We start from the raw sequence: 23,304 nt of genomic DNA on the forward strand, positions 1-23,304 counted from the left end.
CAGGTCAGATTTCCACCGGCAGGAAATCGAACAGTGCCTGCGGGGCCTCGACCAACATAATGCGCTTGAGCGGGTCAGGGCATTCGAGCGCGCGGAACTGCTCGACCACACCGGTGTAGCTGACCGCGTGCTCATGCTGGGTGTGCGGCCAGTCGCTGCCCCATACCAGTCGGCGCGGCCCAAAGCTTTGCAGCAGCAAAGGCCATGCAGCGCGAGCAAACGTCGCGTTCTGCTCGACACTGCCGCCCAAACGATAGATTGCCGAAATCTTCATCCACAGCTGCCCGCTCAGGCCCAATTCCAGCAAGGCCTGGAACGCCGGATCGTCAACGCCAAGACGCGCATCGGGCCGCCCGAAATGATCAATCACCAGCTTGCAGCCAAACGGCAGCAACTGCCGGATCAGCGCCGGCAGGTCAGCGACCTCGCGGTGCAGTTCGACATGCCAGCCGAGCGTCCAGATGTGCTTGAACAGCGTCTTCCATTCCGGCGCGGCGAAGTCTGGCAGCGGCTTGCCGATCAGGTTCAGACGGATGCCGACAATGCCCAGCCCGGCCATACGCTGTAACGCACCGCGACTGATGTCCGTGTCGACCACCGCCACGCCGCGCAACCGGTCAGGAGCCTGCGCCAGGGCGTCGAGCAGAAACCGGTTGTCAGTGCCCAGAAAACTGGGCTGGACCAATACGCCGTGGCTCAGGCCGTGTTCGCTCAGGTTGGCCAGATAGGCGTGCACCGTTGCGTCATAATCCGGGCTGTAACGTCGTCCTGACGCCAGGCTCAAATCCTTGCTGAAGACATGCGCGTGGGCATCAATGCCCAGTATGGGCGTGGTACAGGAATCAGTCATGGGATCGTCTACAAAAAGTCAATGCGGCGCCGCAACACCGCGAATGAAAGGATTTTCAAGCCTGCTGCGCTGCGTCCTTGTCCAGTGGCTCGGCAATCGGCGGCATGGCCTCAAGGTTGCGCCCACGAGTTTCCGGCAGACAGAAAGCGGCGATCATTGCCACGCCGTAAGCAATGCCAGCGTCGATTCCGATGGCGCTGCCGAGCGACATTGACTGGCTCATATGCCCCACCAGAAACGGAAACACCGCCGACAGCACGCGCCCGAAGTTGTAGCAGAAGCCCACCCCGGCACCCCGCACCTCTGCCGGGTACAGCTCGTTGAAAAACGAACCGAGGCTGGCCGGAATGCCTGCGGCGAAGAAACCCAGCGGAAAGCCGAGAAACAGCATCTGCGTGTTGCTCAACGGCAGCATCAGGTAGCACTGCACGGTGACTACGCAACACAAGGCGAATAGTATGATGTTCTTGCGTCGACCAATCCGGTCGATCAACAGACCGCTGCACACGCAACCGCACCAGAACGCAACGATAATGACCGCCAGATAGCCGCCGGAACTGAGCACAGAGAGGTTGCGCTCGGTTTTGAGAAAGGTCGGCAACCAGGTCATGACCGCGTGATAACCGCCATGCGCACCAAGCCCCAACAAACCGCCGAGCAAGGTAACGCGCAGCAGCTCGGGGCGAAAAATCCCGGCCATCGACTTGAAGAAATTGCCCTTCGGCGCTGCGCTTTTCTGCATGCGCTGGAAGCTGTCCGGTTCTTCGACGTTGCGTCGCACCCAGATGATCATCAGGGCCGGCAGCAGGCCGACGAAGAACATCACCCGCCAGGCAATATCCTCCGGTACAAACGAATAAATCAGGGTGAACAGCACCACCGCCAGGCCCCAGCCTACGGCCCACGCACTTTGCACGGTGGCCATGACCTTGCCGCGGTAGCGGGACTGGATGGTCTCGGCCATCAGCACCGCGCCTGCCGCCCACTCACCACCGATGCCAAAGCCCTGCAGTGCCTTGACGATCAGCAACTGGTTGAAACCGGTCACGAACGCAGACAAAAAGGTAAAGAACGAAAACCACAGGATCATCCACTGCAGCGTGCGCACCCGGCCATAGCGGTCGGACAGCGTCCCGCCCACCCAACCTCCCAACGCTGACGTCACCAGTGTTACCGCGCTGATCAGCCCTGCATCGCCCTTGGTCAGGGCAAACGCAGCAATCAGGGCCGGAATGGCCAGACCGAACATCTGCACTTCCAGCGCGTCCAGCGACCAGCCGCCAAAACAGGCCCAGAAAGTCTTGCGTTCTTTGGGGGTGACGTCGCGATACCAGTTGAACATGGCTTTTATCCTTAAAGACGTTGAACCGCTCGGGCAGACTGCAGCGCTGTCAGCGAATTTCCACGCTGTAGCGGAAATGACTGGCGTGCCCTCGCGAGCGGCGCCACTCCAGAGGCTCACCGGCGTAGTTGCGCGCCAGGCGTTCGATGACCACCACCGCACTGCCGACCGGAATCTGCAGCAACCGGCCGTATACGTCGTTGACCGTCTCGGCCGTCAGGCTTTCTTGCGCACAGGCGACCACCTGACCGCAGACGTCTTCGTAGATCGGATAAAGCAATGGCCCCTGCGTATCGAGGTCAAGCTCCAGCAATGCCTGAAACCGCGCACGTGGCAGCCAGATCTCCTCGGCCAGCACCGGCTGGCCATCCAGCAACCGCAAGCGGACCATACGAATCACCGGCGCACCTGCGCCCATCCCCAGCGCCTGAGCGACCGACGAAGGCGCGTCCACAGGCTCGACGGACAAAATCCGGCTTTCCGGCACCCGGCGTTCACCCGCTTCGGTTTGAAAACGGAAAAAACGAAACAGCGAAGACTGAAACTGCGCACGACGAATGAACGTGCCACGCCCCTGCTGGCGCTCCAGAATGTTGTCGCTGACCAGCAGATCAATGGCCTTGCGTACCGTACCGGTGGACAGGCCATACTCTGCAGACAACGCCGCTTCGGTAGGAATCGCCTCACCCGGACGCCAGCGATTATTGGCAATCTGCTCCGCCAGGCTGTCGCGCAGGCGTTGGTAAAGTGGTAGACGTTCGTCGCTGGAAAGCTTGTTCATTATTTTATTCATCCAGTCATCTATATGAATTTTTGAAAAGAGTATTCATCCGTGGCAAGCGAAGGTCAATAGTTCGCGAGCGTGCGTGACTATACCGACACATCGCAGTGCTTCGTCGATCATCATTCCCGGAAATATCCTGTATCAACTCGCCGCACCTACTTAATCGCCGACAAAACCGTTAGCCTGCGCTGCATCGATCAAAAACCGTCTGACAGACACGTTTCCAGTGTCTGACAGTCCCTGCTCAAGCGAGATTTTCATGCCCCACTCGTCCCAATCCGCGCATAACGCTGTGACCATGACACCGGCCATGGTCATGCTGTTTGCCTTCTGCTGCGGCGCAATTGTTGCCAACATCTACTACGCCCAGCCGATCATCGAGCTGATTGCCCCGGACATCGGGCTGTCGAGCACGGCGGCCAGTCTGATCGTTTCGTTGACGCAGATCGGTTACGCACTGGGGCTGTTTTTTCTGGTGCCGCTGGGTGATTTGCTGGAGAACCGCAGGCTGATGCTGGTAACGACTGTCATCGCGATTCTCAGCCTGCTGGGTGCCGCTTTCGCCGAGCAGCCGAATGTGTTTTTGCTGGTTTCGCTGCTGGTGGGCTTCAGTTCGGTGTCGGTGCAGATGCTCATTCCGCTGGCGGCGCATCTGGCTCCGGAGGAGTCGCGTGGGCGGGTCGTTGGCGGGATCATGGGCGGACTGCTGTTGGGGATTCTGTTGGCGCGGCCGATTGCCAGTCTGGTGGCCGACCATTTCGGCTGGCGAGCGGTGTTCGGCTCGGCGGCCGTGGTGATGATCGGCATCAGCGTGGTACTGGCGACCACCATGCCAAAACGTGTTCCGGATCATCGTGCGTCCTACGGACAATTGCTGTTCTCGCTATGGACTCTTCTTCGTACCCAGCCGGTGCTGCGCCAGCGTGCCTTTTATCAGGCCTGCATGTTCGCGACTTTCAGCCTGTTCTGGACCGCCGTGCCGCTGGAGCTGTCGCGCAATCACGGGCTGTCACAAAGCCAGATCGCGATTTTTGCCCTGATCGGCGCGATCGGCGCCATTGCGGCACCGATCAGCGGCCGTCTGGCAGACGCCGGCTACACCCGCATCGCCTCACTGGGCGCACTGCTGTTCGGCGCACTCAGCTTTCTTCCAGGCCTGGTCCACCCTGCTTACAGCGTGATTGGCCTGGCCATAACCGGCGTGGTGCTGGATTTCTGCGTGCAGACCAGCATGGTCCTGGGTCAGCGCACGGTCTACGCGCTGGATGCCGCCAGCCGCAGCCGGCTCAACGCGCTGTACATGACCAGTATTTTCATCGGTGGCGCCATTGGCTCGGCAGTCGCCAGCCCGCTGTTTGATCACGGTGGCTGGACCTGGGTGCTGATCGCCGGCACGGCACTGCCACTGATTGCGCTGCTGGCGTTTCTAAGGGACCGCTCGAAGCAAGCTAACGGCTAATGATCCTTAACGGTTTGACTGTTTCAACCAAGCCGCCAGGTCCATCACTTCAGCCTCGTTGATGCTGTGCCCCATGCCGTCATAGGCATGCAACTGCGGCGTCAGACCGAGCGATTTCAACGTCGCTTCGGCTTGCGGTGCGCTGGCATAGGCCACCTGGCGATCCTGCGTGCCGTGGCCGATGAATACGCTCAGAACCTTGAGGTCGTCGGAGGCTTTGACCTCGGACTTCACGACCGGCAGCAGCCGCCCGCTCAATGCTGCAAAACCGCCGACCAGTTTTGGCTGTCGCAGCGCGACTTCGTAACTCATCATGGCGCCCTGGCTGAAACCGATCAGGAAGACCTTGCCTGGCTGGGTATGAAACTTCTCAGTGGCTTTGCCGATGAACGCAGCCAACCGGGTACCGCTGCTTTTCAAGTCTTCAGTCACACCGTCGTAATCCGCGACGCCGGGCTTCTGGATGAACCATTTGTAGCTGTCAGCGCGCAACTCCATCGGCGCCTGTACCGACACGTAGTTGTAGTCGGCCGGAAGCTCTTCCTTGAGCCCGAACAGGTCGGCCGCATTGCTGCCGTAACCGTGGATGAAAATCACCAGCGGCTGGTCGGGCTTGTCGACATTGGTCTGCGCCAGGTAATCCAGTGGCAGATCGGTGTGCAAGGTGTCCTGCGCCTGTGCCATTGCGGTAAAGGCGAACAGCAAGGCAGCGAAGAATTTCAGCATGTTCATGACCTCTGTTTGACGCTGCCAACGGGCAGCGTCGTGAGTGGGCGTGGTGGCGGAAGCCAGCACAGCGTCAGTTCTGCATGCTGGTCCGCGAAACTTCCGGCTTGATCAACTGCATCTGCTGACGGTAATCATCCGTCACCTGACGTGCCTGGCTGCTGCTGGTGATGACTCGCGGCGTGATCAGCACGATCAGTTCGGTACGGTCCTTGGACTTGCTGGTGTTGCCGAACAGCCATCTCAAACCCGGGATGCGTCCCAGATAAGGTACGGCGCTGACCGACTCGGCGTTATCCTGCTTGATCAAACCGCCCAGCAGCACGGTCTGACCACTCTGCGCGGCCACTTGCGTGGCCACCGAACGGGTGGAAATACGCGGATTGCCGTTGGCATCGTTGTTGTTGGCATTGGTGTCGGCACTGCTGACCTGCTGCTGAATGTCCATGTACACCAGGCCGCCCGGATTGATACGTGGCACGACATCGAGAATCACACCGGTCTGCACATATTCGACGCTGCTCAATGTGGTGTCGGTGGAGGTGTTGGTGTTGATCGAGGTCTGGCTGATCGGGATGTTGTCGCCGACCTGAATCTGCGCCTGCTGGTTGTTCATCACCACCAGCGAAGGTGCCGACAGAACCTGGGTGCGGCCATTGGTTTCCAGCGCCCGCAAGGCGACTTGCAGGTTGTTGCTTACGAAGGAATAGAAGAACGCGTCAGTGGAGGCCAGCGCAGCCCCGCCAGTACCAATCGCCCCCTGACTGCCTGAAGTGTTGGTCACGTTGCCGGTCGTACCCGAGTTGCCCGCCAGACGCCCCAGGTACCACTGCACACCCATGTCCAGCTCGCCCGTGAGCTGAACTTCCAGAATGCGCGTTTCGATCTGCACTTGCAGCGGCGGATTATCGAGGCGTTTGATGGCCGACTCGATCTCCTTCCACTGCGCCGGACGGGTGCGCACCAGCAACTGGTTGCTGCTCTTCTGCGCAGTGATGCGCGTGCTGGCGTCCAGAGACTTGTTGTTGCCGCCAGACCCGCTGCCGTCCTGACTGGCCGAATCCGAATCGCCGCCGCTCTGATCGTCGCCTTCCGATTCGCTGTCGCTATTGGTCTGGCTGTTGTTCATGCCCTGACTGTTGCCAAAACCTCCGCCATTGCTCAGGCCGCTGCCAGTGCTGCCCAGGCCGTTGGAGCTGCTCATGCCGCCGACACCGCTGCCGCCACTGGAGTTGAGCGATGACAAGGTGGTGGTGCGCAGGCCCGGTGCAACCTTGGCCGCAGCGTCTTCCTTGATGGCACCCGTACCGTAGATCTGCCGCAGGTATCTGGCCAGATCAGTGGCCTTCATGTTGCGCACGTCATACACGTACATCTGCGGCTCGTTGCCACCACCTTCATCGATGGTGTGAATCCACTCGCCGACCTCGTGCAGGTATTCAGGCTGCGAGGAAATCGCCACCACCGAGTTGGTCCGCTCGATCGGCAGGAAACGCACCATGCCCGCCAGCGGCATGCCGCTTTCCGGGCCGAACATTTTCTGCAGCTCGGGCATCAGCTCGCCGACCGAGGCGCGTTGCAGGCCGAAAACACCGACCGACATGCCTTTGAGCCAGTCCACATCGAAGGTGTCGATGGTGTCCTGATAGTTGGCCAGCTCTTCCGGCGTACCCGCCAGGCTGAGTACGTTGCGCGCCGGATCGACCAGCAGGAAGGCGTTTTCCCGGGCGAACGGCTTGAGCAGCTTCTGCATTTCCGTCGCCGAGATGTAGCGCAGCGGAAACAGCCGCGCCGACATGCCTGCCGAAGGTTGCGCGACGCGCATTTCCGGGACCAGCTTGCCCGCCACCGCCTGATTGGACGGCAGAATCACATAGCGGTTGCCCTGCTTGATCATCGCGTTGTCGGTCCAGGACAGCAGTGTCTCGAGAATCGACAGCGCCTGCTGTTTGTTGACCGGCTTGGACGTCGAGAAGCTCACATCGCCTTTAACACCTTGGGCAATGCTGTAGTTCTCGTGCAGCAGATCGCCCATGATGCTGTTGATCACCGCCTGAATCGGCTGGTTGGTGAAGTTGAAGACGATGTCACCGGTCTCGGCCTGACGCGCTGCCGGAGCTGCGCCGGGCTGCCGGATGAAACGCTGGTTGCCTTTGATGATCTGCCGCTGCGGCGAGCTGGTCGCCTGCTGGGAAGGTGGCTCGACGGGCGGTCTTTCGCTGCGCGGGTCTACCGGCGGGCGTTGTGAACCGGTTCCCTGGAGCGCTTCCTGCAGCATGCCATTGTCGGGATCGAGTGTGTCTGACTGTGACGCGCAGCCGCCAAGGGCGACGGCGGTGGCCAGGCAAAGCAAGGGTGTGCGCAAGGTAGCGATGGCAGGAACTCCAGAAAAGGTACCCATCACAGGGTGGAATCGTTGGTTAAGGTAATCGGCGGTGTATTCGACGGCGGCGGCAGACGCAGCGCGGGCAGGCGCAGGACTTGCGAGCGGTCATCGAGTTTGAACGTGGCCTGGGTGGGCTCCAGACGGTCCAGCGTCCAGCCGTTGGGCAAGCGATCGCCCTGACGGACTTTCAATGCCGGGCCGCTGGCCTGCTTGAGCAATGCCACGCGCAACGAGCCGTCCATGATTACCCCGGTCAGGGTCAGGCCAGCCAGATTGGTGGCCTGCGCATCGGCTTTGCGAACGGCCACGTCAGGGCTGCGATCAGGACTGAACAGCGGGGTTTTCCAGGTATTGGCGAGGCTGTCGAGTGTCGCCGAAGGCGCGCTGTGGACCTGCGCCCTCTGATCGACCGGGTCGCGCGGTGCCTGCTCGGGCAGCCAGTCCGGTGAGTGCGCGGCGCCGCTGACAACCAATGCGATCAAGGCTGCCAGGACTGCGGCGAAAGCCAGCAGTGCCCACTCCAGCGGACGCAGTGAACCGATCATTGCTCGCCCTCACCGGCACTGGCCGGTTGCAGGTAGCCACGCACCAGCAGGTGCACCACCAGTTTGCCGGCAGCACCGCTGGCCGGAGCGTTGGCGTCGCGACGCATACTCATCTCATCAATAAACAAAAACGGGCGCTGATACTCCAGCGCATGCAGGATCGCAGTCAATGGTTCGATGGCGCAGTTCAGGGTCAGGCTGACCTTGACCTGCCGATACGGCTCGGCGCTGTCCTGCTCCGGGGTGATCGGCATGCGCTGGGTCAACTCGCAGCCACCGCCGGTGCTGGCCTGGCTGCTGATCAGGTCGGCAATGCGTTGCATCAGATCAGCGGCCACGGCACTGGGATCTTCGCCCGGCAGGAGGCTGGTGCTGCTGGCCGGATCACGACGCGCCTGCTCCAGTTGCTCGCGCAACGAGCCACCCTGCTGCAGAAGGCCAGCGTAACGCTGCTGCTGTTCGCGCAGCTGGTCGGTCTGTTCGTTGATGTCACGCAGTGGACCGGCGAACCAGCTGTCTATCAGCAACCAGTAAGCCAGGCACAACACCAGAGCCAGAATCATCAGGGCAGCGCCCCGCCGCTCACGGCTTGTCAGTGGACGGCGCATCGGCGTTCTCCTGCTGCTGGTTCTGGTGCAAATGCGCGCGCAGGGAATACTGATCCTTGCCGGTTTTGGTGTCGGGCTGGATCACCCCCTGAAACTGCGCATTATCCAGACTTCGGCAGTCCTTGACGCGGCCGATCAGCGCACTGGCCTTGGCGCTCTGCCCTGAAAAGGCCACCTCGGCACTGTCGCTGATTTCCAGGTGCTCGATCCAGGTGTCCGAAGGCAGGCAGGCGGTCAGCTCGCTGAGCAGCGCCGAAAGCGGCGGTTGAGCAGCCTTGCGGCGCAACAGGTAGTTGGCAGCGCCCAGAGTGTTGGTCAATTGCTGGCGCAGTTGTTGGACCTCGCCAACCTGAGCCTTCTGCGCCTTGACGCTGGCCTGCATGTCATCGAGCAGGCTCTGGCGGTCGTTCAGCCACAGCAACATGGCGCTCAGCAGCAGGCCGGCACATAGCCAGATCAGCCCGCGCTGCAAGCGATGGCCGGAGCGCGACTGTTGCGGGCGCAACGGCATCGGCAGCAGATCGACACCCATGCGCTGCCCTGTAGTCAGGTTGTCAGCGCACACATCAGTGCCCACATCGACAGCATCGGGACGCAACCCACGCTCGGCGCACTCACGGAGTATCGCGTCCAGCCGCTCGCGCAGTATTGCCACCAGCGTGACCTGCACAAAGCTGGCGCTGCGACTGTCCTGACGGGCCACGAAGTACAACTGCCCAGCGTCAAATGGCGTGAAACGGTCAAGCTCGTAGCCGACCACAGTCGACAGATTGCGTGCCGCAGCCGCAGGAAGCTGCAAGGTCTGCAACAGCACAGCCGACGGCGGCAGCAGCAACACCCGCCGCACCTGAGGCGATGCATCGGGCAGCGGCTCGACCAACGGCCAGACAAGCGTCTGCTCCACGGTCTCGCGGCCCAGCCATCGACGCACACGCGGCGGCAGGCAGGCGCGAAGCTCCGTCACCCACCACTGCCAGGCGTGTTGCGCCGGACTGCCACGCCACTGCCGGGCGACCTGTTCGCGTAACGCATAAACAGGCGCCAGACGTGCAGAAACTGATGAATTCATTCTTGCCAACGCAACACCCTGTAGGGCTGTGCGCCTCCCTCCGATGGGCTCAATAAAACAGTGGTCTGTAACAGGGCGGTCACACCGCCCGGTCGTTCTGCGCGCGTGTCGATGGCCAGTACCTCACCGGGATCGGCCCCGACCGCGCTCTGGTTCGGCAGGTTCAAGGCCCGGCGCAGCAACGCCGAAGCGAATGCCGGGTCGGGCCGATCCAGACCGCTCCATAATGTTATTTCCGGTAGCAACCGGGCATACAGCGCCTGGCTCATGCCCGGCAGTTGGCGAACTTCCTCTACCACCCGCAACGGTGACTGACCGCCATTGCGCTGCGACTCCAGCACCTGGGCGATACCGCTGGCCTGATTCTTAGCCGCGCCACAGGCCTGCAGCAGACGCGATATATCAGCAACCGGTGCGCTGTTGAGGTCCAGCTTGCCCCGCTCGCTTCTGATGCTCACCAACAGTTGCGTGTCATCCATCCGTAACGAGACCACACGCCCGTCGGCAATCCAGCGTTTGCGCTGTTCAGGATCGAGCAAGCCCTGTACAGCCATATTCATGCCAGCTTCGGCAGCCATCAGCGCCTGGGTATTTTGCCGTAACCAGAGCGACTGCCGGCTCTCCAATTGCACCCACCCGGCCAGCCCGCCGAGCAACAGGCTCAGCAGTGCCAGCACCCAGAGCACCACCAGCAGCGCAACACCGCGCTGCGATTGGCCGGTCACATTCATTCGCCGCCCGCCCCGCCGGACAGGTCCAGACGCAAGGCCACCACTTCAGAGACCCATTTCACCGCGCCATGGGTCTGCATATCGATGCGCACCGCGCCCGGCAAGCGATTCGGCCAGGGCCATTCGGCCATCCAGCCGGTCGGCTTGCCCTTGGGCGTCAGCCCGCGATAACTGAACGTCAACGACTCGACGTTTTGCAGCAATACCTGAGGCTCACCCCAGGGTTTGAGGGCAATGCCATTCGCACTGGACAGAACCTGAGCGAACGACACTTGCAAAGACCGATGGTCTTGCTGCCCCTTGAGCTCCAGACTGTGAACCTGGATACCGCCGCCTAGCTCGCCCGGCAGCGTTGCGACAAACCGCAACTGCTGCGCCGAGCCTTCAAAAAAACCGCTGTTGACGTCATCTTCACCAGACGTGTCCAACGGCAGCGCCTGAGCGATCGAGCTACGCAGAAACGCTTGCGCGGCGCGGATCTCGTCCAGGTTAACGGTGTAGCGCTCAGCCTTGAGCACGGCACGATTGGCGCCCAGCAACGCCCCGGCAACCAGTACCAGCAACACGCCGAGCAGGCTTATCACCAGCAGCACTTCCAGCAGCGTGAAGCCACGCTGGGTACGCATCATGACCCCGCACCGCTGACAGCGCCGCGTAATTTAAACGTGCTGAACTGCGCCTTGCGCTGATGTTCACTGAGCATCAGGTCGAGGCGAAACATCCTCGCCTGACCATTGGCGCCCGGCAACTGACGGATATCCAGTGTCCAGTCGATGCCTGCGAGTTCGCCCTTTCGCGTACCGTTTTCCAGCGGACCGGCGCTTTCCTGATCCATTATCGTGCGTGCCGCATGGCTCAGCCGGTCACTGCGCGACACCTGCTGCAAGGAGCGCGCGCTTTGCCCGAACGCCACCAGCAGAACACCGCTGCACACCGCCATGACGGTCAGTGCAGCAAGCATTTCCAGCAGGGTGAACCCCGACTGCGATGTTTTCATTAAAGCGTCCGGACCTGGACGCTGCCGGTCAGCCAGCCAATATCAATACGCCAGCGCCGGTCGCCGTCAGCGACCACCACGTTGCCACCGCTGGAGCCGCCGTCCGGATAGAACTCCACGGCGGAGCCAAGATCGGACGCAGTCTGCATGGTCACGCGCAGGTTTTCCGGCCAGTGCATCTCGCGCTTGCCCGGCGCCTTGAAGGTCGCCTTGCGCAGGTTGAACTCGGTGCGCGCCGGCTGACCGGTCACAATTGCACGCACTCTGGTTGCCCGCAGCGCTTCGACCATGTCACCGACCGCGCGCCGTTCACTGGCGGTACTCAAACCCTGTTGCAGACCGAAACCCACCAGACCGACAGCGATGCTCATCAACACCAGCACCACCAGCATTTCCATGAGGGTAAAACCCCGGCTTGCGACAGGCGTTCTCATGCCGAGCTTTACTCCCAGTTGCCCAGGTCGGCGCTGTAGCCTTCGCCGCCCGGCTGACCGTCCTGGCCGTAGAAGATCAGGTCGAAGCTGCCGTGCTGGCCCGGGAAGCGGTAGCCGAATGCATGACCGAACGGGTCCTTGAGGTCCGAAGGCTTGGCATAAGGGCCGTTCCAGTTCGACGCATTGCCCGGTTTCTCAGTCAATTGCTGCAAGGTTTTGGGCGGCGAACCAACGTCCAGCGCGTAGCTTTCGATCTTCATGCCCAGGCTGGCCAACTGAGCCTTGCCTGCGCCGTATTTGCCCTTGTCGACGTTGCCGCCCACCTGACGTACGACGATGGTCGCAACGATGCCCAGCAATACGATAACGGCGAGCATTTCCAGCAACGTGAAACCGCCCTGTCGACGTGCGGGTTTGAAACGTGTACGGCTAAAAGTCATCGGAATGGTTTCCTCTTTCATGAATTCAGATATTGCTGGTCAGACTCATCAGCGGCAGCATGATGGCCAGCATGATCACCGCGACCATGCCCGCCATCACCACCGTCAGCGCCGGGACGAGCGCGGCCAGCATGCGGTCGATACCGCGCTTGGCCTCGACGTCGAACACATCGGCGACCTTCATCAGCATGGTGTCCAGTTCGCCCGCCTGTTCGCCGACCTCGATCATTTGCAGCGCCAGATCCGGCAACAACGGCTGCGCGCCAAACGCGCTGGCCAGCGTGCCGCCACCCTTGACCGATTCGGCCGCCTGCTCGACCTGCGCTTGCAGGGCACGATTGGTGCAGACCTGGCGAGCGATCACCAGCGCCTGCAACAACGCCACGCCATTGGTCAAAAGCGTACCGAGGGTTCGAGTCAGGCGTGCTGCCTCGATGCGTTGCAATAAAGGACCGATCACCCGAATGCCCAGCAATCGGCGGTCACGGCGCTCGCGACGCTGCGGGTCGCGCATGCGAATGGCCATGCCCCAGATCAATGCGATCAGGCCCGCCAGCACAGCCAGCCCGTAGTCGCTCAAAAACTGTCCGAGGTTGAGAATGACCTCGGTGATCAATGGAATCGGCACGCCCAGATCCTTGAAGATCGGTACGAATTGCGGCACGACATAGGCCAGCAACAGGGCCAGAGAACCCAATACGCCTACCACCAGAAAGGCCGGATAGATCAGCGCGTTAATCACTTCGCCACGCAGCAACTGGCTACGCTCCAGGTAATCGCTCAACTGGCGCAGCGTGCTTTCCAGTGCGCCACCGGCTTCACCGGCGCGAACCATGCTTATATAGAGGGGCGAAAACTGGCTACCCTCTTCCTCAAGCGCCACGGACAGCGGCTTGCCAGCCTTGACCTGTTCGCGAATGCGCTCGATCAACGCCTTGGTCTGCGGTTGTCCAGGCTGTTTGAGCAAAATTCCAAGCGATCGTTCCAACGGCTGCCCCGCGCCGAGCAGCGTTGCGAGCTGCTGGGTGAAGCTGACCAGCGCCGCGCCATTGAGCAAGCCGCTGCCCAGCGCACGGCGCAAACCGCCCATACCGGCGGCATCGACCTGCAAGACCATCAGGCCACGCTTCTGCAACGCGGCAATGGCGGCATCCTGATCGCGGGCTTCCAGAGTGCCATTCTGCGGCGCGCCCTGAGCATCCAGCGCTCGGTACTTGAACAGACTCATGTGCCTTCACCACGGGTGACGCGCAGCACTTCTTCCAGCGAAGTCACCCCGGCCACGGCCTGACGCAGACCTTCTTCATGCAATGTGCGCAAGCCGCCACGTCGGGCAGCCTCTTCGAGCGTCGAAGCGTCGGCATGGCGCATCAAAAGACTGCGCAGTTCTTCGTTCATCACCAGCAGTTCAGTGATTGCACTGCGCCCGCGATAGCCACCGCCGGGCGCATCGGCACGCGGGCGATACAGACGGATGGGGCGCTCGTCAGTGAAGCGCTCCAGCCCGTGTTCAGCGATCAACTCCGGTGGCGCATCAAAGGCTTCCCGGGTTGCAGGATCGAGGCGACGGACCAGGCGCTGAGCCAGAATCCCGTTGACCGTCGACGCGATCAGGTAGCTTTCGACGCCCATGTCCAGCAGGCGGGTAATACTCGCCGCCGCGCTGTTGGTGTGCAGGGTCGAGAGCACCAGGTGACCGGTCAGTGAGGACTGGATGGCAATACGGCAGGTTTCCAGGTCGCGCATCTCACCGATCATGATGACATCCGGGTCCTGACGCACAATGGAGCGCAGCGCTCCGGCGAAATCCAGCCCGATGGATGGCTTGACCTGAATCTGGTTGATACCTTCGAGCTGATACTCGACCGGATCCTCAACGGTGATGATCTTGCGCTCGGCCGTATTGAGCCGTGACAGCGCGGTGTACAGCGTGGTGGTCTTGCCAGAACCGGTCGGCCCGGTGACCAGCAGAATGCCGTGCGGACGCTCCAGCACGTCGAGAAATTCGTCCAGCCGTTCGCCATCGAAACCCAGGCTCGGGAAATCGAAGTTGATGGTCTGCCGGTCCAGCAGACGCATGACCACCGATTCGCCAAAGCTGGTGGGCACTGTCGATACCCGCAGGTCCAGCTCCTTGCCCTGGATACGCAGCATGATCCGGCCATCCTGCGGCAGACGACGCTCGGCGATGTCCAGCCGCGCCATGATCTTCACCCGGGAAATCACCGCGGCCGAAGAACTGGACGGCGGTGCTTCGGCTTCGTGCAAGACACCGTCGATGCGATAGCGCACCTTCAACTGGCTCTCGAAGGGCTCGATATGGATGTCGGACGCACGCTGTTCGACCGCGCGTTGCAAGATCAGATTGACCAGACGAATGACCGGCGCTTCGGAAGCCAGGTCCTTGAGGTGCTCAATGTCTTCCAGCGAGCCGCCCTCTTCATCCAGGTTTTCGATCAAGGTGCCCATCGCCGAGCGGCCCTGGCCGTAGTAGCGTTCGATAAGGGTCTCGACCTCGTTGCGCGGGCCGATGGAAAGTCGCACGGGCACCTCGCAGGCATAGGCGATGGCCTGAAACGGGTACAGCGTGCCAGGGTTGGCACTGAGCACTTGCAGGCCTTGATCGCTCCAGCCTACTGGCACGACTTGATAGTGGCGCATGAAGCGTTCGGTCAGCGGCGGCAGAGGATCCAACAGTGGCGGCACGGCATCGGCGAGCAACAACGGCGCCTGCAGCAATGCCGCCCATGCGCGGGCCAGTTCGAATTCGGAAACCAGGCCCAGACGCGTCAGCAGCCCGAGCAACTCAGTGCCTTCCGACTCCTGCTGCAAACGTTGCGCGCGCTCCAGATCGGCCGTTTTCAGACCAGCATTTTCTATCAGCCAGGCACAGACCTGCTGGGCATCCGGAATGAGCAGACTGGAAACATCGACGGGAGCTGACGGCATGAATGAGGGCATTTTGCTACTTCGGAGGGACATATTACAGCACTCTCCGACTGGAGAGTGCTGCGCTCAAAGGCTTCAAACGATCAGTTTGACTGCTTTTGAGTGGTTGCGTTCTGCGGGCGACCACCTTTTGTCGTTTCGGTCTTCTGGTTTTGCGCCTTCTGCGCTGCCTTGGCGTCCTGGGTCTGGGTCATCACGGTCTCGTCGCTGGCACCGGAAGTCGCGTCTGCGTCTGTCGCGTCGTCAGCAAAGACCGCACCACTCAGGGCAAGACCCAACACCACACCGGCACTCATCATGGAAAACTTCATCGTATTAACTCCTCGAAAAACAAAAAGAGCCCCGCAAAAAAAGCGGGGCAGTTGTAGAAACCGGGCAAGAACTAGCGCACAGCAAACGTCGCAACTTGCGAGCTGTCTTTCTTCGTCCTGAAAAATCTTAAACCCATCGACCAGTAGGTTTAACAAGAGTTCCTCATTTGTAAAGAAAAAATACGAAATCGAAGAAAAATACGCTTTTATTTGACATTTATGCCTTGTTTTAGACTTAATTGTACCGTTTTGTAGATTCAAAACGCCACTGCGTGATGTCACTTTAGTGGCGCACCACAAGTAAAAAAAGAAACGCCAAACAAAACTAATACGGCAACTAAGGAGTCCTAACTCGCGCCCTGACAACAGGGAATAAACGCGACGACGGGAAACTGTTGCCGAAAGAAAAAGTTGGCGGAAAGCGGTAAATAAGAACGCAATGATCCTGCGCACGTGCGCAGGCAGACAGTTATTTGAAACGCAGTTGGAGAGCAATATGAACAAGCGAAAGATGATAGGCGCGCACTCGGCGCTGGCCTTGCTGGCATTGGCAGTATCCCAGGTGCACGCCGCTGACCCTACCGTGCAACAAGGGCGTGAAGATCGCGCCGAAAAAGCCGCACAGAAAACCCTGGCCAAAATGACCATGGAAGAAAAGCTGGCCTACATCGGCGGCACCGGCGGCTGGGACGTCAAGCCGCTGACCAACTACGGCATTCCGCAGATCCACGGCGCTGACGGCGGTGTCGGCGTGCGCTACACCAGCGAAGGTAACGATCAGGGTGTTGTTTACCCGTCCGGTCCTAACCTGGCCGCCACCTTCAACCCGCGTCGTGCCATCGACCTCGGCCGCGCGCTGGGTTATGACACTGCCGTCGGCGGCTACCAGTTCATCACTGGTCCCGGCGTCAATTTGTATCGCATGCCGTACGGCGGCCGTGCGTTCGAATACCTCTCCGGTGAAGACCCGTTCCTCGGCGCCAGCCTGGCACCAGGCGTCATCAACGGTATCCAGTCTCGTGGTGTATGGGCCAACGCCAAGCACTACGCGGCCAACGATCAGGAAAGCAACCGCTTCAATCTGAACCAGACAATGCCAGAGCGCGTTCTGCGCGAAATGTCGCTGCCTGCGTTCGAATCGTCGTCGAAAAACGGCAATGTGGCGATGATGATGTGTGCCTTCCAGAAGGTGAACGGTGATTTCGCCTGCGAAAGCGACCACCTGATCGCCCAGATCCTGAAGAAGGAATGGGGCTTCAAAGGCTTCGTACAGAGCGACTACAACGCTGTCGTTCACGGTTTCAACGCTGCCCGCGCCGGTACCGATCTGGACATGATGGGCTACCAGATGAACAGCTCCGTGCTGAAGCCGCATCTGGACGCCGGCGACCTGAGCGCTGCGACCATCGACGACAAGGTCCGCCGCATCCTCAAGCAGATCTACCTGTACAAGTTCGACAGCAAGACGCCGCTGACCACGCACAACATGAACAGCTCGACCAGCAACAAGGTTGCTCTGAACGCTGCGCGTGAAGGTATCGTCCTGCTGAAAAACCAGGACAATCTGCTGCCGCTGGACAAGCAGAAAGTCAAGAAAATCGCCGTAGTCGGCACCCTGGCCAAGTACTCGCCACCGACCGGTTTCGGCAGCGCCAACGTTATGGCCAGCCATTACGTCAGCGAATTGAGCGGCCTGCAACAAATCGCGCCTAACGCCAAGGTCGACTTCATCGAAGGCCTGTCGCTGGACCCAAGCACCAGTGCCTGGACCACCACCGACGCAACGGGCAATGAAGTTCAGGGCATGAAGGTCGAGTACTTCAGCAACACCAACTGGTCTGGTGATGCAGCGGTCACCCGTACCGAGAAGCATGTTGACCTGGACTGGGCCAACGACAAAAACCTGCCGTTCGAAAGCAACACGTCGACGTCCGATCCGTACACCAGCAAAGGTTCGACTGCTGGCGAACTGAACGGCGATACATCGTCGACATCGATTCGCTACACCGGCAAGGTCACCCCGACCCAGAGCGGCGAGCAGGTGTTCAAGGTGCGTGCCGACGGCGCCGTGCGTCTGTGGGTCAACGGCAAGAAAATCATCGACAACGGTGACGGCAAGCCGCTTCCGGGCAACAGCATTCCGCCAACCATTCCAGAGTTCGCCAAGATCAATCTGGAAGCAGGCAAGTCTTACGACGTGAAGCTCGAGTACTCGCGTCGTGCCGGCTACCTGTCGACCATGGGCGGCCTGGTAGGTGTGCAGTTGAGCTCCGCTTCGCTGAACGCTCCTCAGGACCTGTCCGGTTATGACGCCGTCGTGGTTGCCGTGGGTAACAGCAACGAATACGAAGGTGAAGGTTTCGACCACAGCTTCGATCTGCCTGAGTTCCAGAACGAGCTGATCCAGAACATCGCCAAGGTCAACCCCAATACCGTGGTGACCATGTATGGCGGTACGGGTCTGAAGATGAGCGACTGGATCGAACAGGTTCCAGCAGCGCTGCACGCTTTCTACCCAGGTCAGAACGGTGGTCAGGCCCTGGCCGAGATCCTGTTCGGCAAGGTCAACCCGTCGGGCAAGCTGCCGATCAGTATCGAACGCAACATCGAAGACAACCCGGCTTACGCTTCCTTCCCGAAATTCGACAATCAGAACACTCTGACCGAAATGGATTACAAGGATGACCTGCTGCTGGGTTATCGCGGATACGAGAAGAAAGGCATCAAGCCGCTCTACCCGTTCGGCTACGGTCTGTCGTACACCACGTTCGGCTACAGCAACATCAAGGTCACGCCAGGTGTCGCGGTCGGCAATACGCCGATCAAGGTGTCCTTCGACCTGAGCAACACCGGCAAGGTCGGTGGTTCGGAAGTCGCTCAGCTGTACGTTGGCCAGCAGAACCCGAAAGTCGAGCGTCCGATCAAGGAACTCAAAGGCTACAAGAAGGTGTTCCTCAAGCCGGGTGAAAGCAAGCGTGTGACCATCGAGTTGAATGACCGCTCGCTGGCCTACTTTGACGAGAAGAGCAAGCAGTGGGTGGTCGATGCCGACACCTTCAACATCTCGCTCGGTTCGTCGTCGCAGGACATCCGCCTGAACGCCAAGCTGGTCAACTCGTTCCGTCAGGAACTGTCGACCACCACCAGCAACCCGCTGCCACGCTCCGCTCTGAACTCGGTTCTGGTCGAGAAACCACCGGTCAAGACCGGCGGTGTATTCAAGCAGACCGTCGAGTAAGCGTTAGCTGACTGAAGGGTAAACGGACAAATAAAGGCTCAGGGACGAGCCCTTACCGCTGCATCGACCTGCGCAATGTAGGTATCGAAACACTCGACCAGGTCCACCTGATCGGGAAAGCGTAACCACTGAATCTGCAAACCATCCATCATCGCCAGAATCTGCCGGATGATCTTGTCCAGATCCACATCCGCACGTACCTCCCCGCGTTCCACCAAGGCCGAAAACTGTCCCAGCAAGTGCGCGTGAATGCGCTTGTAGCGCGTCTGGAACCATTCAAAGGCAGGCTGGTTTTCCAGCAGACTTTCCGCATTGAGGATCGAAAACGCACGTACCACGCCGGGCGCCGTAGCGTTGGAGCGGTTGATCGCGCGCAAGCCGCCGAGCAGACCGGTCAGGGTGTTATCGGTGCGGACTTCAGCAGCAATTCGGCCGTTGACCTCATCGCGTCGCTCCAGCACGCCCATCAGCAGCGAGATCTTGCTCGGAAAATGGTGCAGCAGTCCGGCGACGGAAATACCGACGATGGCTGCCACCTTGGCCACTGAAGCGCCGGTGTAGCCTTCAAGGGAAAACACTTGCAGGGCCGCATCGAGCAGTTCTTCCCGGCGCTTCTCGCCCTTTGGCGCGCGTCGCTGTCGAGTGACTGCCGTGCCCTTTTCCGTGGGGTCATGCCGAGTCATATCAGGCTCCTTCTTGAACAGCCGCGTACCCTAACGATTCAGGCAAGCGCTGGCAACGCTATTGAGCCAGATTGTTCGACAATTTAATTTTGTACAGCAGAGCCATGGCAGGGTCAGGTGCGCTCCACTGGAACACTGGCCCAGCCCTCGCCCAGCATGCGCTGCATCAGTACCGTGTCTACCCAGCGGCCATGCTTGAAACCGACCGATTCGAACACGCCGACCCGGCGAAAGCCAAGACGCTCATGCAGGCGCAACGAAGCGATATTCTGGCTATTGCCGATAACCGCAATCATCTGCCGCCAGCCGCCCGCTTCACAGTGCTGCACCAGGGCGCTCAACAGCGCCTGGCCGATCCCCTGACCGCCGAGTCCGTCGCGCACGTACACCGAATCCTCCACGGTAAAGCGGTAGCCTGGGCGAGGTCGATACGGCGTGACATAGCCATAGCCGACAATTTCTCCGGCGCGCTCGGCGACCAGATACGGCAAGCCTTTGGCGAGGACCATGCGACGACGCTGCAGCAATTCGGCCAGATCGGGCGGCTCCAGCTCGAAGCTGGAAATCCCGTGCAGCACATGGTCAGCGTAAATCGCCTGCACGGCGGGCATGTCATCGTCGCGGGCGTCACGCAGGTCAAAGGTTGAAGTCATGTCCAGGCTCTGTACGAATGTCTGTGAAGGCCGTAATGATGCAGCCCGTCACAGCATTAAAAAAGCTATGATTTGTCATCCACAGTATAAGAAATACTTTGTCATGCGTCGGCTGAACCTCAATCACCTGCACACGTTTTCGCTGGTCATCGCCCATGGCAGTTTTTCCGCGGCGGCAGAGCGTTTGCACCTGACCCAGCCAGCCGTCAGCCTGCACGTGCGACAGCTGGAAGAACAACTGAAGCTGCAACTGATCGAACGGGTCGGCAAACGCCTCAAACCCACCTCCGCTGGCAATGTACTGCTGGAGCATATCGCGCGCATCGATGCCGTGGTCGAAGACGCCCTGCAGGAGTTGTCCAGCCATGCCAGCGGCATTGCCGGGAAAGTCGCCATCGGCACCGGCGCAACAGCCTGCATCCATCTGCTGCCGCCCATGTTGCAGGCGCTGCGTCGGCGCTTCCCCGAACTGGATGTGCGCGTCAGCACCGGCAACACCGACGGCATCCTCAAGGCGGTCGAAGAAAACCTTCTGGACCTGGCACTGGTCACCCTACCCGCCTCCGGCCGCAGCCTGCACATCACACCGCTGCTCGAAGATGAGTTCGTGGCGATTTTCGCCAGCAGCCAGCGACCGATGCCGGCACACATGACCCCGGAGCGCCTCAGCGCACAGCCACTGGTCGTATTCGAAGCAGGCAGCAGCACGCGCCTGCTGATCGATGAATGGTTCCTGCACGCCGGGATCCGGGTAAAACCGGTCATGGAACTGGGCAGCATCGAAGCGATCAAGGAAATGGTCGCTGCAGGCCTGGGCTACAGCATCGTGCCGCGGATGGCCGTTGCTGCGCTGCACCATCGCCGCGGCTTGCAAATGCTGCCCCTGGCCACAGCGCTGAGTCGCACATTGGGAATTGCCTTGCGCCAGGACAAACCGGTCAGCAAGGCCCTGCGTCAGGTGCTGGATGCATTGCAAGACCTTAAAAGGTCATGAACGCGCGCCACGATAGGACCTGACTGCGCTCATGCACTGTAAAAGGTAAAGGCACTCGGCCTGGCAAATAAGGTCGACAGTTGCACAGGCAGCGAATCAGGTTGTACGATGACTGCCCACTGATAACTGAAAAAATGATGGCTGGCCTGCTTTTAGACGCCCCATCACTGACAATCTGTAAAGCAACTCGGCAACCCATAAGGAGCGCCGGTCCGGATACCTTCCCTGCCGACCTCCAACCTCAAAACAACAGGAGATACCGATGCCTAACATTCTCGGCCAGAACTTCATCGCTGGCGGCCGCAGCGCTTTGGGCCAGAGCCTGCAAAAAAGCCTGGATGCCACCACCGGTGAAGAGCTGCCTTACAGCTTTCATCAGGCCACCGACGGCGAAATCGACGCCGCGGCACTGGCTGCCAAGGCTGCATTCCCGGAATATCGTCAACTGAGCCCGGCCCGTCGCGCCGACTTCCTCGACGCCATTGCTGATGAGCTTGACGGCCTGGGCGATGACTTCGTCGCCATCGTCTGCCAGGAAACCGCCCTGCCCCAGGCGCGCATTCAGGGTGAGCGCGGTCGCACCAGTGGCCAGATGCGTCTGTTTTCCAAGGTTCTGCGTCGCGGTGATTTCGTCGGTGCCCGTATCGACCTGGCGCTGCCGGATCGCAAGCCGCTGCCACGCGTCGACCTGCGCCAGTACCGCATCGGCGTGGGCCCGGTTGCCGTGTTCGGGGCGAGCAACTTCCCGCTGGCGTTTTCCACTGCGGGCGGTGATACCGCAGCGGCACTGGCCGCCGGTTGCCCGGTGGTGTTCAAGGCGCACAGCGGTCACATGGCGACTGCCGATCTGGTGGCCAGCGCCATCATTCGCGCTGCCGAGCGTACGCAGATGCCGAAAGGCGTGTTCAACATGATCTTCGGCAACGGCGTCGGCGAAGGTCTGGTCAAGCACCCGGCCATCCAGGCGGTCGGTTTCACCGGCTCGCTGAACGGCGGTAACGCCCTGTGCAAAATGGCCGCCGAGCGTCCACAACCCATTCCGGTGTTTGCCGAAATGTCCAGTATCAACCCGGTCGTGCTGCTGCCAGGCGCCTTGCAGGCACGTGGTGAAACCGTGGCCAAGGAGCTTGCCGGCTCGGTGGTCATGGGTGCCGGCCAGTTCTGCACCAATCCCGGCGTGGTCATCGGCTTGCGTTCTCCGGCGTTCTCGACATTCATCGAGCAACTGACCGAACAGATGGGCAGTCAGGCTCCGCAGACCATGCTCAACGCGGGTGGCCTGCGCAGCTATAGCAAGGGTGTGGAACATCTTCTGGCGCATCCTGGCGTGACACATCTGGCCGGCAAGCCTCAGGAAGGCAAGCAGGCTCAGGCGCAGTTGTTCAAGGCTGACGTCAGCCTGCTGCTGGACGGCGATCAGTTATTGCAAGAGGAAGTCTTCGGCCCGACCACGCTGCTGATCGAAGTCGCTGACGATGCGCAGTTGAAGGACGCGCTGCAAGCCTTGCGTGGTCAGCTGACTGCGACGGTGATCGGCGAGCCTGCGGACTTGAGCCAGTACAGCTGGCTGCAACCGATTCTCGAAGAGAAAGTCGGGCGCATTCTGTTCAACGGCTACCCGACCGGTGTCGAGGTCTGTGAAGCCATGGTTCACGGCGGTCCGTATCCGGCAACTTCGGACGCGCGCGGTACTTCGGTGGGCACCCTCGCCATCGACCGTTTCCTGCGCCCGGTCTGCTATCAGAACCTGGCGGACAGCCAGTTGCCACCCGCGTTGCAGAACGCCAACCCGCTGGGCCTGCGTCGTCTGGTCAATGGCGAATGGAGCGATCAGCCTGTCGCTTGATAGCCGTCGGTTGAACCCGCAGCAAAGCAGCGCGACCTGATCAGGGTCGCGCTTTTTTTTGGAAAATATTTCTTTTTTGTGCCCGAATTCGCTTACAGCGGACCGGTTTTGTACCCGGACGACAGCACCATAGAAGTGCAAAACATGGGCTGTTCATAAAATAACCACACAGCTGTAAGCCACGTGTAACAAGGGTTTCAAAAAGTTACCCACAGACATACCCACGATTTCCGTGGACAACTTTTCATCGATTTCGGAC

General features: G+C 60.4%; 22 protein-coding genes. 4 read left to right on the plus strand and 18 right to left on the minus strand.

The annotated features are described in order from the left end of the window. Positions 1–4: 4 nt before the first annotated feature. The 3 genes from BT119_RS14680 to BT119_RS14690 are packed head-to-tail and all read right to left on the minus strand — an operon-like array spanning position 5 to position 2,973. Positions 5–850 carry an amidohydrolase family protein gene (locus BT119_RS14680; RefSeq protein ID WP_003371878.1) on the minus strand — a complete coding sequence of 282 codons (846 nt, stop codon included), beginning with the start codon at positions 848–850 and terminating at the stop codon, positions 5–7. 55 nt (positions 851–905) lie between these two features. Next, positions 906–2,192: an MFS transporter gene (locus BT119_RS14685; protein ID WP_003435949.1), complete on the minus strand. Its 1,287-nt coding sequence runs from the start codon at positions 2,190–2,192 to the stop codon at positions 906–908. Positions 2,193–2,241: 49 nt separating this feature from the next. After that, positions 2,242–2,973 (minus strand): GntR family transcriptional regulator, encoded by a 732-nt coding sequence (locus tag BT119_RS14690; protein WP_003435951.1) that lies wholly within the window; start codon positions 2,971–2,973, stop codon positions 2,242–2,244. Positions 2,974–3,235: 262 nt separating this feature from the next. On the opposite strand from BT119_RS14690, the gene BT119_RS14695 reads away from it, so the two are divergent. Next, entirely contained in the window at positions 3,236–4,435 is a 1,200-nt protein-coding gene (locus BT119_RS14695; RefSeq protein WP_072366190.1) for an MFS transporter, read from the plus strand. Positions 4,436–4,441: 6 nt separating this feature from the next. On the opposite strand, the gene BT119_RS14700 is transcribed toward BT119_RS14695, so the two are convergent. The 13 genes from BT119_RS14700 to BT119_RS14760 form a co-directional block, all read right to left on the minus strand. Further along, the gene (locus tag BT119_RS14700; protein WP_072366246.1) at positions 4,442–5,161 is read right to left on the minus strand and encodes an alpha/beta hydrolase; all 720 of its coding nucleotides are present in this window, start codon (positions 5,159–5,161) and stop codon (positions 4,442–4,444) included. Positions 5,162–5,234: 73 nt separating this feature from the next. Further along, entirely contained in the window at positions 5,235–7,562 is a 2,328-nt protein-coding gene (gene gspD / locus BT119_RS14705) for a type II secretion system secretin GspD (protein ID WP_072366192.1), read from the minus strand. After that, positions 7,562–8,092 (minus strand): general secretion pathway protein GspN, encoded by a 531-nt coding sequence (locus BT119_RS14710; RefSeq protein ID WP_003371856.1) that lies wholly within the window; start codon positions 8,090–8,092, stop codon positions 7,562–7,564. The genes gspD and BT119_RS14710 overlap by 1 nt, the downstream gene beginning before the upstream one ends. Continuing rightward, positions 8,089–8,700 (minus strand): type II secretion system protein GspM, encoded by a 612-nt coding sequence (gspM, locus tag BT119_RS14715; RefSeq protein ID WP_003435978.1) that lies wholly within the window; start codon positions 8,698–8,700, stop codon positions 8,089–8,091. The genes BT119_RS14710 and gspM overlap by 4 nt, the downstream gene beginning before the upstream one ends. Then, positions 8,675–9,769: a type II secretion system protein GspL gene (locus tag BT119_RS14720; RefSeq protein WP_054081078.1), complete on the minus strand. Its 1,095-nt coding sequence runs from the start codon at positions 9,767–9,769 to the stop codon at positions 8,675–8,677. The genes gspM and BT119_RS14720 overlap by 26 nt, the downstream gene beginning before the upstream one ends. Next, positions 9,766–10,500 (minus strand): general secretion pathway protein GspK, encoded by a 735-nt coding sequence (locus BT119_RS14725; RefSeq protein ID WP_003435982.1) that lies wholly within the window; start codon positions 10,498–10,500, stop codon positions 9,766–9,768. Before BT119_RS14725 ends, BT119_RS14720 begins: the two co-directional genes overlap by 4 nt. Further along, a complete protein-coding gene (locus BT119_RS14730; RefSeq protein ID WP_072366195.1) occupies positions 10,497–11,129 on the minus strand; it encodes a prepilin-type N-terminal cleavage/methylation domain-containing protein in 633 nt (210 codons plus the stop codon). Before BT119_RS14730 ends, BT119_RS14725 begins: the two co-directional genes overlap by 4 nt. Beyond that, on the minus strand, positions 11,126–11,497 hold the full coding sequence (locus BT119_RS14735) for a type II secretion system protein (protein WP_003343408.1): 372 nt from the start codon (positions 11,495–11,497) through the stop codon (positions 11,126–11,128). Before BT119_RS14735 ends, BT119_RS14730 begins: the two co-directional genes overlap by 4 nt. Continuing rightward, the gene (locus tag BT119_RS14740; RefSeq protein WP_072366198.1) at positions 11,497–11,931 is read right to left on the minus strand and encodes a prepilin-type N-terminal cleavage/methylation domain-containing protein; all 435 of its coding nucleotides are present in this window, start codon (positions 11,929–11,931) and stop codon (positions 11,497–11,499) included. The genes BT119_RS14735 and BT119_RS14740 overlap by 1 nt, the downstream gene beginning before the upstream one ends. 8 nt (positions 11,932–11,939) lie before the next feature. Next, the gene (gene gspG, locus BT119_RS14745; protein WP_003317918.1) at positions 11,940–12,371 is read right to left on the minus strand and encodes a type II secretion system major pseudopilin GspG; all 432 of its coding nucleotides are present in this window, start codon (positions 12,369–12,371) and stop codon (positions 11,940–11,942) included. Positions 12,372–12,396: 25 nt separating this feature from the next. Then, positions 12,397–13,599: a type II secretion system inner membrane protein GspF gene (gene gspF / locus BT119_RS14750; RefSeq protein ID WP_003371834.1), complete on the minus strand. Its 1,203-nt coding sequence runs from the start codon at positions 13,597–13,599 to the stop codon at positions 12,397–12,399. Next, entirely contained in the window at positions 13,596–15,320 is a 1,725-nt protein-coding gene (gene gspE, locus BT119_RS14755; protein ID WP_046719248.1) for a type II secretion system ATPase GspE, read from the minus strand. The genes gspF and gspE overlap by 4 nt, the downstream gene beginning before the upstream one ends. 83 nt (positions 15,321–15,403) lie before the next feature. Beyond that, positions 15,404–15,631 carry a hypothetical protein gene (locus BT119_RS14760; RefSeq protein ID WP_003435985.1) on the minus strand — a complete coding sequence of 76 codons (228 nt, stop codon included), beginning with the start codon at positions 15,629–15,631 and terminating at the stop codon, positions 15,404–15,406. 496 nt (positions 15,632–16,127) lie between these two features. On the opposite strand from BT119_RS14760, the gene BT119_RS14765 reads away from it, so the two are divergent. Next, a complete protein-coding gene (locus BT119_RS14765; RefSeq protein WP_042931063.1) occupies positions 16,128–18,869 on the plus strand; it encodes a beta-glucosidase in 2,742 nt (913 codons plus the stop codon). Between the two features lie 38 nt (positions 18,870–18,907). On the opposite strand, the gene BT119_RS14770 is transcribed toward BT119_RS14765, so the two are convergent. Both BT119_RS14770 and BT119_RS14775 read right to left on the minus strand, forming a co-directional pair. After that, the gene (locus tag BT119_RS14770; protein ID WP_046719247.1) at positions 18,908–19,552 is read right to left on the minus strand and encodes a TetR/AcrR family transcriptional regulator; all 645 of its coding nucleotides are present in this window, start codon (positions 19,550–19,552) and stop codon (positions 18,908–18,910) included. A gap of 113 nt (positions 19,553–19,665) precedes the next feature. After that, positions 19,666–20,205 (minus strand): GNAT family N-acetyltransferase, encoded by a 540-nt coding sequence (locus BT119_RS14775; protein WP_044308807.1) that lies wholly within the window; start codon positions 20,203–20,205, stop codon positions 19,666–19,668. A 103-nt stretch (positions 20,206–20,308) separates the two neighbouring features. On the opposite strand from BT119_RS14775, the gene BT119_RS14780 reads away from it, so the two are divergent. Then, positions 20,309–21,199 (plus strand): LysR family transcriptional regulator, encoded by an 891-nt coding sequence (locus tag BT119_RS14780; RefSeq protein WP_003435988.1) that lies wholly within the window; start codon positions 20,309–20,311, stop codon positions 21,197–21,199. A 262-nt stretch (positions 21,200–21,461) separates the two neighbouring features. Further along, positions 21,462–23,045 (plus strand): aldehyde dehydrogenase (NADP(+)), encoded by a 1,584-nt coding sequence (locus BT119_RS14785; RefSeq protein ID WP_003371818.1) that lies wholly within the window; start codon positions 21,462–21,464, stop codon positions 23,043–23,045. Positions 23,046–23,304 lie beyond the last annotated feature (259 nt).

Source organism: Pseudomonas sp. NFACC10-1, assembly GCF_900119195.1.
Lineage (GTDB): Bacteria > Pseudomonadota > Gammaproteobacteria > Pseudomonadales > Pseudomonadaceae > Aquipseudomonas > Aquipseudomonas cerasi.